General features: G+C 36.0%; 12 protein-coding genes. 8 read left to right on the top strand and 4 right to left on the bottom strand.

What is annotated here, in order from left to right; translation table 11 throughout:
* Position 1: 1 nt before the first annotated feature.
* The 3 genes from ACE939_RS11195 to ACE939_RS11185 form a co-directional block, all read right to left on the bottom strand.
* Positions 2-679 carry a DUF6089 family protein gene (locus tag ACE939_RS11195; protein WP_378185667.1) on the bottom strand — a complete coding sequence of 226 codons (678 nt, stop codon included), beginning with the start codon at positions 677-679 and terminating at the stop codon, positions 2-4.
* A gap of 99 nt (positions 680-778) precedes the next feature.
* Positions 779-1,663 carry an NAD kinase gene (locus ACE939_RS11190; protein WP_378185666.1) on the bottom strand — a complete coding sequence of 295 codons (885 nt, stop codon included), beginning with the start codon at positions 1,661-1,663 and terminating at the stop codon, positions 779-781.
* 20 nt (positions 1,664-1,683) lie between these two features.
* On the bottom strand, positions 1,684-2,340 hold the full coding sequence (locus tag ACE939_RS11185) for a CBS domain-containing protein (protein WP_378185665.1): 657 nt from the start codon (positions 2,338-2,340) through the stop codon (positions 1,684-1,686).
* Positions 2,341-2,438: 98 nt separating this feature from the next.
* Between ACE939_RS11185 and ACE939_RS11180 the strand changes: the two genes are divergently transcribed.
* The 8 genes from ACE939_RS11180 to clpX all read left to right on the top strand — a co-directional run bounded on the left by ACE939_RS11180 (position 2,439) and on the right by clpX (position 10,814).
* The gene (locus ACE939_RS11180; protein ID WP_378185664.1) at positions 2,439-3,152 is read left to right on the top strand and encodes a pyridoxine 5'-phosphate synthase; all 714 of its coding nucleotides are present in this window, start codon (positions 2,439-2,441) and stop codon (positions 3,150-3,152) included.
* A 36-nt stretch (positions 3,153-3,188) separates the two neighbouring features.
* On the top strand, positions 3,189-3,956 hold the full coding sequence (locus tag ACE939_RS11175; RefSeq protein ID WP_378185663.1) for an alpha/beta fold hydrolase: 768 nt from the start codon (positions 3,189-3,191) through the stop codon (positions 3,954-3,956).
* Positions 3,957-4,067: 111 nt separating this feature from the next.
* Entirely contained in the window at positions 4,068-5,330 is a 1,263-nt protein-coding gene (locus ACE939_RS11170) for an OmpP1/FadL family transporter (protein ID WP_378185662.1), read from the top strand.
* Positions 5,331-5,350: 20 nt separating this feature from the next.
* A complete protein-coding gene (locus ACE939_RS11165; protein WP_378185661.1) occupies positions 5,351-6,880 on the top strand; it encodes a G-D-S-L family lipolytic protein in 1,530 nt (509 codons plus the stop codon).
* 98 nt (positions 6,881-6,978) lie between these two features.
* Complete coding sequence (locus tag ACE939_RS11160) at positions 6,979-7,320, top strand: phage holin family protein (protein WP_378185660.1); 342 nt, start codon at positions 6,979-6,981, stop codon at positions 7,318-7,320.
* 92 nt (positions 7,321-7,412) lie between these two features.
* Positions 7,413-8,735, top strand: coding sequence for a trigger factor (tig, locus tag ACE939_RS11155; protein ID WP_378185659.1), 1,323 nt, complete (start codon positions 7,413-7,415; stop codon positions 8,733-8,735).
* 99 nt (positions 8,736-8,834) lie between these two features.
* Complete coding sequence (gene clpP, locus ACE939_RS11150) at positions 8,835-9,509, top strand: ATP-dependent Clp endopeptidase proteolytic subunit ClpP (RefSeq protein WP_378185658.1); 675 nt, start codon at positions 8,835-8,837, stop codon at positions 9,507-9,509.
* 72 nt (positions 9,510-9,581) lie between these two features.
* Positions 9,582-10,814 carry an ATP-dependent Clp protease ATP-binding subunit ClpX gene (gene clpX / locus ACE939_RS11145; RefSeq protein WP_378185657.1) on the top strand — a complete coding sequence of 411 codons (1,233 nt, stop codon included), beginning with the start codon at positions 9,582-9,584 and terminating at the stop codon, positions 10,812-10,814.
* Positions 10,815-11,427: 613 nt separating this feature from the next.
* Here the strand turns inward: clpX and ACE939_RS11140 are convergent.
* On the bottom strand, positions 11,428-14,409 hold the full coding sequence (locus tag ACE939_RS11140) for a T9SS type A sorting domain-containing protein (protein ID WP_378185656.1): 2,982 nt from the start codon (positions 14,407-14,409) through the stop codon (positions 11,428-11,430).
* Positions 14,410-14,416: the final 7 nt, after the last annotated feature.

The raw sequence follows: 14,416 nt of genomic DNA, 5'->3' as shown, positions 1-14,416 counted from the left end.
ATTAAAAAACACAGTAACATGGCATGCGACCCCAGGTAAATGACAACGTCAATCCAGTGAATACATACCAGTCATTATTATCAAGGTTACCAAATCTGGCTCCTATATCATCTTTTGGGTTACTTCCGTCAAGATTATCTGTAAACGTATAACGTGCACCAATTTCTGCACCTAAAACAAATTTACGTCCTAGGGTTTTCTTAATTCCCACTACCATTGGAATTGCAAATGTCCAAGCGTTATTCAATTTAGTTATTTGATCATCCGCGTTCAAAGCTAAATTATTATAGTTTAGCGTAGTAATTCCCGTGTAAAGATAGGGAGTTAATTGTGGTCTGCCATCATAAAGATACCATTCCCAAAAATTATATTCCATACCTACAGAGAGTTCTTTAACAGAATTTGAGAAACTAAATCCTCGTTGCTCTCTACGGCTATCGCCCTTGGAGTCGTTTGCGTATAAGCTAGCGTATAGCAAAGAAGCTCTAAAGGCGTGACGTTTACTTCTATTCCATTTTGCAATTGCACCGATAGCAATAGCATTTGGCGAGATGTAGGTAGATGCACCTACATCACCAATATAATTAGCTCCACCTGCCATAACTCCAACCTCGTAGGTTTGGGCTCGGCTTGATAATGTGAAACACGTTATGAAAATAAGGACTAATAAGTATCTCATAGATTTTCAAAAGTTTGCAAATATAACAATAAACTTTACGACACAAGTATTTGTCGTAAATAGTATGAGTTTAAAACAATTTTTAGCGCGCTTTATTGCCTAATTTCTTTTATCTTCACCCCAAAGCATTTTTTTTCTTAGTGTTTTTAAGAAATTATTATCTTCCAAAACTACCATATTAATTTTAAACGGAGCCTTTTTAATAATTACAGTAGTCTCATTTGGCAAAGTGTGAATTCTAGAATCCAAGGATACTAGATAGTCATCTTCTCTGCCAGATATTTGTAATTTAATTTCTGTATGATCTGGTATTACGAGTGGTCTTGCATTAAGATTATGAGGTGCAATAGGGGTTAATACCATGCTTTCTGCATCCGGCATTATGACGGGTCCGCCACAACTTAAAGAGTATCCTGTGGATCCAGTTGGGGTAGAAACTATCAACCCATCTGCCCAATAAGAAGTTAAGAATTCTTCATTGAGACTGGTATGTACGGTGATCATCGAGGTCGTATTTCTACGACTTACGGCGATTTCATTCATTGCAAAGTTAAGTACGCCAAATGCTTCTGTCTCAGGAATAGTCTTAATAGTAACCAAGGTTCTTGGAGAAATATAATATCGTTTATTTAAGATTAGATCAATACTATCTTTAATTTCTTCTTTTTGAATAGTTGCCAAAAAACCTAAACGACCTGTATTGATTCCTGCAATTGGTATTCCCAAATCTCGTACGTAGGTAATAGTTTTTAAAATAGTACCGTCCCCCCCAATACTAAAAAACAGATCATAACTATGATCCAATTCTTCAAAGGTGCTAAAATGAGAATATGATTTATCAATGTCTTCATGGAGATGAATCAGCTCCAAAAAGTTTTTTTCAATCACCACCTCTACATTATTTTTGTCTAACGTCTCTAATAGCTGCTGAATGTAAATGCTTGAATTAGGATGATAAAACTGTCCGTAAATACCAATCTTCATTATAAGAAGTATGTTTAGCGTTAAATGTTTAGATATTTTTCTAGGTACTTCGAACGTTCTTTCAGGTTTTCTAAAAAACTATCCTCGTTATGTTTGGAAATAATCTCGTAACTATACCGTCTAAATGTTTGTACTATATTATTTAAATCGGTGTCATTTATTTTCACAGTTATCTGAACTCGATCATTGCTAAATCCTGAAATAAAAAGCCCAAGAATTTTGGCATTATTTGACTCAATAATTTGCGCAACTTCACTAAAACTATAATCGGTTACGCCTTTTTCTACTACTAAGATATTACCAGGTTCACTCAAAAAAGGAGTTTCATTAAATCTATTCATAATATCATTAAGTTCATAAAAACCCAAAAACGTATTATTTTGGTCCAGAACAGGCATAATATTGCTGTCATTTTGAGCAAAAAGCTCCAAAATATCTAACCAATTAGCATCTTCTCGCGTAAAAAAACCTTCTAAGGTATATTGATAAAAATCTAAAGCCTTATCGGTTTCCAAACAACGAATATCTGTTTCGGATATGCAACCCAAATAGATCGTCTCTTTTACCACAGGAAAATGAGTGTAGGTAAATTGATTGAATAACTGTTGCGCCTCCTTTACAGTCGATGTGGTGGACAGTGGGGCAACCTCCTTCACTATATAAAATTCTGTTTCCATATTTGATAGCGCTATTTTATGCAAAATAATCAAAAATATGTAACCGCAGCGGCTTCAACTTTGTATTTTTGTTATTTACGATATTTACATCAAAAACTATGACAAAGTTAAGTGTTAACATAAATAAGATTGCCACCCTACGTAACTCGCGTGGAGGTAATACCCCTAATTTAATAAAAGTAGCAGAGGATATACAGCGTTTTGGGGCAGAGGGAATTACTATTCATCCTCGTCCAGACGAACGACATATTCGCTATCAAGATGCCTATGACTTAAAATCTGTCGTAACCACCGAGTATAATATTGAAGGAAATCCGATTCCTAAATTTGTAGATATGGTACTGGCAGTACAGCCTACTCAAGTGACTTTAGTGCCCGACGCAGTGGATGCGCTTACTAGTAATGCAGGTTGGGATACTATAAAAAACAGCTCGTTTTTAAAAGAAGTTATTCAAGAGTTTAAGCGTAATGGTATACGTACTTCAATTTTTGTAGACCCAGATGTTTATATGATCGAGGGGGCCAAAGAAACTGGTGCAGATCGTATAGAACTGTATACCGAAATTTTTGCAGAAAAGTATGCAAAGGGCGATACATTGAGTATCAATCCTTACATCGCTTGCGCAGAGAAAGCAATTGCTTTAAATATAGGTGTCAATGCGGGTCATGATTTATCCTTGGATAATATCAAATTTTTCAAACAAAATATTCCTGATCTATTAGAAGTTTCTATTGGTCATGCTCTCATTTGCGAATCTATATATTTGGGTATAGAGAATGTTATTAATATGTATTTACATCGCCTTACATAAAAAAAGCATATACCGTACTTATTAAATTTAATTTTTATGAAATTACACGCTAATGTTTTTGGCTCAGGGACACCTTTTATTATTCTTCATGGTTTTTTGGGAATGGGAGATAATTGGAAAACACTCGGAAAAAAAATAGCCGATAAAGGCTATGAGGTTCATTTAGTAGATCAGCGTAACCATGGTAGAAGCCCACATAGCGATGATTTTACATATTCGTTATTGGCACAAGATCTTGAGGTGTATTGTAATGATAATAATTTGAAAACCATTATTCTCTTGGGGCATTCTATGGGAGGTAAAACCGCTATGTATTTTGCAAGTAATACAAGTATCGAAATAACGCACTTACTAATTGCAGATATAGGTAGTAAGTTTTATCCGCAACATCATCAAGATATTCTGTTGGGATTAGAAACACTTAATGCTACTACGTTAACAAGCAGAAGTGAAGCAGATACTATGCTAAAAGAATTTGTTCGTGAGGTTGGTACACGCCAATTTTTACTCAAAAATTTATATTGGAAATCAAAAGAACAACTAGGTTTACGTGTTAACCTGGAAGCTTTAATGGCTAATAGTAATGAAATAGGTAAAGAGCTTCCGTCAGATTATTTATATCAAGGTACAACTTTGTTTCTTAAGGGCGATCGCTCCAACTATATTCTAGCAGAAGATAAACCAAGAATAAAATTACAATTCCCTAATGCAAAGTTCACAGAAATCTCAAAAGCAGGGCATTGGTTACATGCCGAAAATCCAAAAGAATTTTTAACAGAAGTATTAGGATTTATCAATAAATAGATCAAAAAAGCTATGTATGCATAATATTTCATACATTTTGTTGGATAATTGGTATTTTCTATTAAATTTGAAACTATAATTTACGTATCTAAAAAAACAATTTGATCAATTATGAAAAAACTATTATTATTAGTTCTATTCGTTTTGGTAAGCTCGCTTACCTATGCTGGCGGATATAGAGTTAGTGTGCAAGGACAGAGAGCTATGGCCATGGGTCATACGGGAGTGGCGGTAGTGAATAGCGCTGAATTAGTGTTTTTTAATCCTGCAGGTTTAGTTTATCTAGAAAATAAATTAAATGTGAGTGTAGGAGCAAGCGGAATCTTTACCGATGTAATTTACCAAAATGAGGCGTTGGGTATCTCTTCAGAAACAGATAATTCTGTAGGTACTCCACTTAATGTATATGCTTCCTATAAAGTAAATGATTGGATGGCGTTAGGTCTTGGTGTATATACGCCTTACGGAAGCGAAGTAGTATGGCCCGATGATTGGGCTGGATCACATTTGGTAAATAACATCGATCTAGCTGCAGTGTTTATCCAGCCAGTAGTTTCCTTTAGAGTTTCAGATTATTTTAGTATTGGAGGGGGTCCAATTTTTGTAACAGGTTCGGTTAATTTTAATCGTAATTTGACCAGAACTTTAACAGATATTGACGGAAATAGAGCCGAGGTAACTATTGATGATACTGGTGTGAATAACTGGGGATGGAGTGTAGGTGCTATGTTTAATCCTACAGAAAAAATACGATTAGGATTTAACTATCGCAGTGAAATTATTTTAAAGGCTGAAGGAGGAGAGGCTGTTTTTCAAAACGTACCAAATTCTCCAGCAGTATCAGCTGCTAATGGTACTACCACCTTTGATGCAGAATTACCTATGCCTGCAGAATTATCGGTAGGAGTATCTTACGAATTTTGCGATAAGTGGTTATTTGCATTTGATTTTAATCGACAATATTGGAGTGTATACGAGTCATTAGATATAGATTTCAAAAACACAGATATTAATCCAGACTCAACAAATCCACGTAATTATAAGGACTCTTCTGTATATCGTTTTGGGTTACAGTACGAGGCAACCTCAAAAATAACATTGAGAGCTGGGTACTATCGTGATGAGTCTCCTGTACGTCCAGGCTATTTTGCGCCAGAAACTCCTCGTAACGATTCAGATGGGTATACAGGTGGTTTAAGCTTTGCAATTACACCAAAATTAGCAATTGACGCATCATTTTTCTACATCCATTTCAAAGAAGTTGATGCAAGTTATGACTTTAATGCAGATATCAATGGACAAGCTGTACCATTTGAAGGTACGTACAAGTCTAGTGCATTCTCACCAGGTTTAGGGTTAACATATAAATTGTAATTGAAAATATTAAGATGATGATGAAAAATAATATAAAATATCTTGCTATTCTAACCTTAGGGATAGTAGCATGTGAGCCAGAATTTGATAATCCAGTAGAGGAGTCAGAAGTATTTGTAAGTGGAGAGGCAGATTTCTCAAATTATGTAGCCTTGGGTAATTCGTTAACCGCAGGTTATGCAGATGCCTCGTTATATATAACAGGTCAAGAAAATTCCTATCCAAATATTTTGGCACAGCAATTCGAATTTGCTGGTGGTGGTGAGTTTAAGCAGCCCTTGATGGCAGATAATACTGGAGGTCTCTTATTGAGTGGAACTCAAATACAACCCAATCGATTGGTGTTGGCTTTTGATGCCGAAGGAAACCGCAGTCCGGCCGTGTATACCGGCGGACAAGCTTCGACCGATGTTTCGACTACTTTAACTGGGCCCTTTAACAATCTTGGAGCCCCTGGAGCAAAAAGTTTTCATTTGGTAGCCGAAGGTTATGGGAATGTAGCAGGAGTAGCAACTGGGGCGGCAAATCCATATTATGCACGTTTTGCCTCGAGTGCAACGGCTTCAATTATTGGTGATGCTGTAGCGCAGGATCCAACGTTTTTTAGTCTTTGGATTGGTAATAATGACATTCTTGGATATGCAACCTCAGGAGGTGTGGGTGTAGATCATAATGAAACAGGGAATCTAGATCCATCGACCTATGGCAGTAATGATATTACTAACGCCAATGTTTTTGGGGCTGTGTATTCCCAACTAGTTGCTAGCTTAACTGCAAATGGGGCTGATGGGATACTTTTAAATATACCTAATGTTACTTCTATTCCATATTTTACAACAGTTCCTTTCAATCCAGTTCCTATGGATAAAAAGACTGCAACCGAAACTAACATGGCATATGCTCAGTATAATGGAGGACTTCAGCAAGCGTTAGCCGCTTTAGCTGGAACTGGACAATTTACTGCCGAAGAAGCAGCTAAAAGAACTATTAATTTTGAAGCTGGTCAAAATGCTGTAGTAATTATAGACGAAGACTTGACAGATCTTGGTGCGATCAATGCAGCTTTTGCAGGTTTACCTAAACTACGTCAGGCAACTGCTGAAGATTTATTAGTGCTAACGGCTAGTCGAGTAATAGGAACTCGTTTAGATCCTAATAATCCTGCAACAACCGTTGGAGTAGGAGTGCCTTTAGAGGATCAGTATGTATTGACGCCAGAAGAACAGGCGTTAGTTTCTTCAGCGCAAGCTTCGTTTAATGCTACTATTAAGGCAATAGCCGATGCTAATGACTTGGCATTTTATGATGCTAATGCAGCGCTATCACAGATTGCAAATGGTGGTATTGCCTATGATGGTGGAGTAATTACTTCAGAATTTGGTAGTGGTGGAGCTTTCTCATTGGATGGCGTGCATCCATTACCGCGTGCTCATGCCGTGTTGGCTAATGACATTTTAGATGTATTAAAGAAAAAATACAAAACAAATGTACCTAAAGTAAAAGCGGGTACTTTTGACGGCAATGTTACTTTGAGTAATGATGTGAATTAAAACGTTTCATAAGTTTATACCTAAACCTGCTAAGACATGTGCTTAGCAGGTTTTTTATTGGACAGATTTTGTATCTTTCCTTTTATAAAATATATATTATGAGATTTCTAGTAAAAATTATTCTTAGTGCATTGGCTGTTATGGTTTTGGCAGAAATACTGCCTGGTGTCGCAGTGGTAAATTATATAAGCGCCATCCTTGTAGCCTTGGTTTTGGCTATTCTCAATGCTGTATTAAGGTCTATTTTAATTGTACTGACCTTGCCTGTTACAATTTTAACTCTTGGACTATTTTTATTGATAATTAATTCGGCAATAATTCTAATCGCAGATCATTTTGTAGGAGGATTTAATGTCGAGGGATGGTTGTGGGCATTGATTTTTAGTATATTACTCTCCATATTTCAGTCGGTTTTATATTCTCTTTTAAATAAAGAATAAAGACAACTGTTATTCAGTAAGTTAAAACTTTGTTCTGATACAAAAAAGTATTACTTTTGCATCCCGATTTTTAAGTAGAAAAAGTAGAGATAATGAATATTTCAAAAGAGCAATTAGACGATTTAAATGCTGTTGTTACTGTAGATATCGCAAAAGCGGATTATAGTGATAAAGTAGAAAAAATATTAAAAGATTACCGTAAAACGGCTAACATCCCTGGTTTTAGAAAAGGACATGTGCCTATGGGGTTTGTCAAAAAGCAATATGGTAAAGCTGTATTGGTAGACGAAGTTAATAAATTATTGCAGGACGCCTTAAATAAATACCTTACTGAAGAAAAATTAGACGTTCTAGGTAACCCTTTACCAAAAGAACAAGAGGATTTTAATTGGGAGGCAGACGACTACTCATTTAAATTCGAATTGGGCTTAGCGCCAGATTTTGAGGTAAATATCAATGGAAAAAAGGCGATCACTAATTATAAAATTGTTCCTACAGAGGAGATGATCGATAATCAGATTACTACCATGCAAAAACAGTATGGTAAGTTGATCTCCAAAGAAGTCGCTGCAGCTGGAGATGTACTTTCGGGAACCTTTGTGAATGAGGAGAAAGCGATTGAGAATAAAACTTCGCTAGAATTAGAAAAACTTAAGGGCAAGAAAAATCTAGACAAATTTGTTGGAGCAAAAGTTGGTGATGTAATTACAGTAAAAACTAAAGGCCTATTTGCAGATGATCACGACCTTATAGCTGCTTTAAAAATTAATCACGACGATGCACATGATTTAGATATTGAAGTACAGTTTACTGTCGAAGAAATCAATACGCAGGAGCTTGCCGAGCTGGATCAAGAATTGTTTGATAAATTATATGGTCCAGACACAGTAAAAACAGTTTCTGAGCTTAAAGAAAGAATTAAGGCAGATGCAGAACGTCAATTTGAACAACAATCTGATCAGCAATTATTGAATGCTGTGACTGAGAGTATGCTTGAAAATACTAAATTCGAACTACCTTCAGAATTTTTGAAGAAATGGATCCAAGTTACTGGAGAAAAAGTTTTGACAGAGGATGAAGCAAAAGACGAATATGAAAAAAGTGAAAAGGGATTACGTTATCAGTTAATCGAAGGTAAGATCATAAATGAAAATAATCTTCAGGTTACTTTTGATGAGTTAAAAGCTTTTTCAAAAGATTTGATCAAGTCTCAAATGGCGCAATTTGGACAAATGTCGCCAGAGGATAAAGAGCTTGATGATATCGCTGCTCGTATTCTTTCAAATCAGGATGAAGTAAAACGTATATCTGAGCAATTGATGAGTCAGAAAATGTTAACGTTTTACAAAGAAAATGCTAAATTGAAGACAAAAGAGGTAACTTTTGATGAGTTTGTTAAGGAGGTTTACAAATAAATCTGCGACCAAACTATAAGAATTTATACTTATATTTAAGGCGTTTAACCGGTATAGGTTTGCGCCTTTTTTTAAAAATAAATTACTCAAAAAAATACTATGGATTACGGAAAAGAATTTGAAAAATATGCCACCCAGCATCACGGGATAAATAGTAACTATTATAATCAAATAGTTAGTAGTATGTACCCCGTTGGTATGACACCAAATATTATTGAAGAACGTCAAATGAATGTAGCTATCTTCGATGTGTTTTCTCGTCTTATGATGGATAGAATTATCTTTTTGGGAACTGGTATTAATGACCAAGTTGCTAATATTATACAAGCTCAGCTTCTCTTTTTGGAGAGTGTTGATTCTTCAAAAGATATTCAAATTTATATTAATTCTCCAGGTGGAAGCGTGTATGCTGGACTTGGTATTTATGATACCATGCAATTTATAAAGCCTGATGTAGCAACAATTTGTACTGGGATGGCTGCATCAATGGGTGCTGTATTGCTTTGTGCAGGTGAAAAAGGAAAACGTTCTGGATTACCACATAGCCGTGTGATGATACATCAACCGCTAGGAGGTGCGCAAGGACAAGCCAGTGATATTGAAATTACGGCAAGAGAAATTCTTACGTTAAAAGAAGAATTATATCGTATTATCGCAAAACATTCTGGACAAACTTATGAAAAAGTGTACGATGACAGCGATAGAGATTACTGGATGAAAGCAGATAAGGCTTTAGAATATGGTATGATTGACGAAATTCTTAAAAGAGACTAAAAAATATAATGTATTTTGCTGCGTTTTATAAAGCAACGTAGCAAAATACTACTATTAATGAAATAATACATTATGCCGAAAGAAGACTTAGAATGCTCATTCTGCGGGAGGAAAAAGCCTGAAACCAATCTACTTATTGCTGGATTAGATGCTCATATTTGTGATCGTTGTATCGTGCAGGCTCATGGGATTGTTGTAGAAGAGGCAAGGGATGAAGATACAGGAGAGTTAAGTAATGAGCTAATGCTTCGTAAGCCTATGTCGATTAAGACATTTTTGGATGATTATGTAATCGGTCAAGAGTTTACCAAAAAAGTAATGTCTGTTGCTGTTTACAATCATTATAAAAGATTACTTCAGCCAGTTACCGATGATGATATCGAAATCCAGAAAAGTAATATTGTCATGGTTGGGCAGACGGGTACAGGTAAAACCCTTATTGCCAAAACCATTGCCAAAATGTTGAATGTTCCTTTGGCTATTGTTGATGCCACGGTACTTACTGAAGCAGGATATGTGGGAGAAGATGTGGAAAGCATTTTGACACGTCTTTTGCAGGCAGCAGATTATAACTTAGAAAAAGCTCAAAGAGGTATTGTTTTTATTGACGAAATTGATAAAATTGCCCGTAAGAGTGACAATCCTAGTATCACAAGAGATGTATCAGGTGAAGGGGTTCAACAAGCATTGTTAAAATTATTGGAGGGTACTGTCGTAAATGTGCCACCAAAAGGAGGACGTAAGCATCCAGACCAAAAATTTATTGAGGTAAATACTGAGAATATATTATTTATAGCTGGTGGGGCTTTTGATGGTATCGATAAAATCATACAAAAGCGTTTGAACATGCAAGCAGTAGGTTTTAGTGCATCAATGAGTGAGGATGTTATCGAAAAAGATAATATGCTGCAATACATAATTCCAAAGGATTTAAAAGACTTTGGATTGATACCCGAAATTATAGGTCGTTTACCGGTATTAACTCATATGAATCCTTTGGACACGCAGACATTACGTTCTATTCTTACAGAGCCAAAAAATGCTATTATAAAACAATATCAAAAATTGTTTGAGATGGATAATATCGCTTTTACTATAACCGATGGAGCCTTGGATTATATTGTAGATAAAGCGGTAGAGTATAAACTTGGTGCCCGTGGGTTACGTTCTCTATGTGAAGCTATTCTAACAGACGCTATGTATGAATTACCAGATAGTAAGGATACCGAGTTTAGAGTAACTAAGGATTATGCCGACAAGAAGCTAAACAAATCAACAATTAAAAAACTTAAAGCAGTTTCTTAATTAATCTGATTTTATATATTATAATTTGCAGTAAAAATCGAGAGCCTAGACTCTCGATTTTTGTTTTGTAATAGATATATCTTAATTGATTACTAAAAGATCTTCTGTAAATGTGGGGCTAACCCATACATCAATAGGTGTTATCCATTAATAAGGTAGATATAAGAATTGATTAAATATTTCGATGGATCCTTCTTAAGGGTATTAGCCCCATAATAAGCTATTGTTTGGATAAGTAGCTGCCCTTGAAGGTTCAAATTAAGCTTTCTAACCCGATTTTCGGGCCTCTTACTCTTTAATCAACTACTTTGAAGCATTGGTGTAACGCTTCGCATTACTTATGTATTATATAAAGCTAGTATAACAGGAGTGATCTACTAATTTAATCTTATTTTATTATTATTATTATTATTATTATTCTTTTTATCATTTATCGCGTTACAAATGCTCTTTTTTTTATTTTGTCACTCGTTTCCGCTTCGCTCAAACGAGCGCTTGAGGGGATAGATCCCCTCAAGTTTAACGTATAATTTTGAGTAAACCCATTAAAAAATAATAAGCTAAAAATCAAAAAAACATAAAACCTTCTTCATTATTATTAATTATTTAAAATTCACTCTACCACAATCTTCCTAACATAATTTTTTTCGGGAGACTGTAAGAGTAGTAGGTATACGCCTGTGGATAAGCTTCCTTTAAGATTGAGATCAACAAGGTGTATTTTTTTTGCTGTACTTGTTTGAGAATAGAGTAATGCATTATTCACCATACTAAATAGTTTAATATCCACCGGTGCTTCTTGCTCAAAAGTTAGGTCTATGGTAAAATCTCCTTGTGAGGGATTGGGATAGAGGCTCAACTCTGAATTTCCATTATTCTTTTTATCAAAAGAAGCGGCGCGTACTTCGATAGTTTTGGTAGCAAAAGCTTCGCATGCGCCAATAGTTGTTTTCATAACAAGTTCATACGTTCCAGTCTTTTTAAAAGCAATTTCTGCATAGCCTTGCGAACTCTCAGTAACTATTGCTTCTTTAGGTACTAGCCATTCTACGGTATCGGGCAGCGGATTACTTACATCTACTAGGATAAAGCTTTCTTTAGCAAAAAGATCAGAGGGTACGACAAATTCTGGCAGTATAGGTTGATCCAATACAACTACATCAATACTACTGGTAATCTCACATCCTAGGGCTGTAGTTACAATTACGCTATACAGTCCAGTTTTGTCAATAGTGATCTGGGAATCTTGACTGCTAAATCCATTATCAGCTTGCCATACATAGTGCGCCATAGGATCGCTAATAAAAGCATCGACTGTATGGGTTTGATCTTTACATAATACTTTGTTGTTGCCGAGATCTACATTATAGATCAGCGAAGGATCCTTAATAGTTACAATACGTTGAACAAAAGGATTGATGAGTTCACACATATTCTCATCGATAATATTTAAGGTATACACTCCGCGACTTAAATCACCCACCGTAACGCCCATGCTATTATGAGGTATATTTTCTATGACTCTTTGAAATGCAGGATCTCCTTCTTTAAGAAGTTCTAAGATATAGGTGCCAGTTCCCCCCAGAATATCAAAGGTCATACTTCCTGAGGCTTGTCCTATACATTGAGCTTCCTCTAGGGTAATGTTTTGAATAAAGAAAGGTTGTGGTTGTATAATCTCGATTTCGGTTGACAACACCATAGGATTGGTATTCTGCGGATCTTCCGTATTATCTGCAAGCTGTACTTGATACACCCCCCCAGAGAGCATGGTTGCCTCAAAAGTTTGTGTTTCTTCAAGTACTACAGGCATTCCATAAGCTTCAAAGACATCTAGTTCGTTTTTACGTAGTAGTTGATATTGATAAGGCGGAATCCCTCCAGTAGCTTTGGCACTAACCGTACCATCATCATTAGTGGCGTCATTATCTCCACAGATTACATCGGTGTTAAGCAGCGTATCAAAAACTAGTGGAGGAGGCTCACTTACAATAAATTCGGAGCTTTCCGTACAGCCATTACCATCGGTAATATCGAGGGTATAGGTAGCAGCAGGCAAATCTTGGAGATAGATCTCAAAGGTAGTATTATCTGGATTCGTTGTAGTTGCAGGCGGAATGGTAACCACAGGATCACTGCGCCAGCTATACGTATAGGTAGGTCCGTTACTCACGGGCGTGCCTCCTTGCACAGTTGCGATGATGGCTCCATTAGCACGTCCTGCATAGGTTGCATCTGTGCTAGATCCATTGATAACAATAGCAGTGGCAGGCCTGATGGTTTCTGTTAAAATTTTTTCAGATTTGTCAGGATTTTTTGCTATACATCCTCCTTTTTTTGATGAATAAAATTTATCTCTAACCTTAATAGCATATGTTCCTACTTCTTTTGGAACTGTTGTACTTCCGGAAAACTCAACCCAAGGTTCATCGTCGATTTGATATTCGTACGGAGCATTGCCTCCAGTTGCGTTAATAGTGATTGTTCCATATATAGATTCACCTTGGGCTGTTGCACATGGGATATCGGTACTTGAGGTTGTAAAAGAAACAGGATCAGGAGATGAAATATTAAATATCTCCGACACTTCAGGCTTTGCGGAAGAATTTGTTTGAAATTGTACCCGATACCTACCTACATCCAAAGTATCAGGCCAAGTATAATAATATTTACCATCTATTCGTTTGATGTCATCTCGATATGCAATAACTTCGGGTTCTACTTCCAAAACGTTCGCACCATCATTATCAACTATAAATAAATCAAAATTCAAAGCATCGTTAGCTTCGATAGTTCTGTCCAATTCTATGACGAACCCTCCATCGGTACTATCAGAACAATTCGTTTGGGTGGGAGATACATCAACTATTTTTGGGGAACACTTTCTTAAATTATAAATTTGTGTATTTGATTGGACAGTGCCATAATCTAATTGAAATCTTATATTTGCAGCATTTTCTAGATTTAATGTGGATAGATTTACCATTGCAGAATACTTGTATTCTGAACTGAAGTCAAATAATACTTCTTGCCTAGCCATGGTGCTGATTTGATATAAAACTCTTTTTATAGAAGGATGAAAATTTCCTGGATTTAGTATAATGGTATCTTCCTCGCAGAATGACTTCTCACCAGGAGAGGGTAAATTATTTAATTTGAAAATTTGAATAAACCCAGCTTCAAGTGCTAAGTCACAATTGAAATACGTCTCAGAACCATTGACATATGGACCAAAAAATGGTTTCTTTGGAAGATCTAATGGGATAATGTTTGTACCGTTATTACACTCCTCTAACGTTGCATCCGCAGTTATACCATAAGCGCTATTAAATCGTAGGGATGAGGGTAAACCTTCAAATGATGGGCTACCTTTTCTATTCCTTCTTTCTCTAGGGGATTGATCACCGGGCAAGCCATCTCCTGTTTCTAAGATGTAGATGTTTAGATTGTTTAAATTATCCGTTATCTCAATTTCTGTATATCCATATTCGATGTCATTAGGATCTGTAGCCGTAATATCGTAGCGCACCATATATTGTGAAAACACAACATTGCAAATCAGCAATAAAAGTAATGTTAATAAAACCTTCTTCATTATTATT

The organism is Aquimarina rhodophyticola, from assembly GCF_042434915.1.
Classification (GTDB): Bacteria; Bacteroidota; Bacteroidia; order Flavobacteriales; family Flavobacteriaceae; genus Aquimarina.
This window is presented reverse-complemented; position numbering and strand designations above follow the sequence as displayed.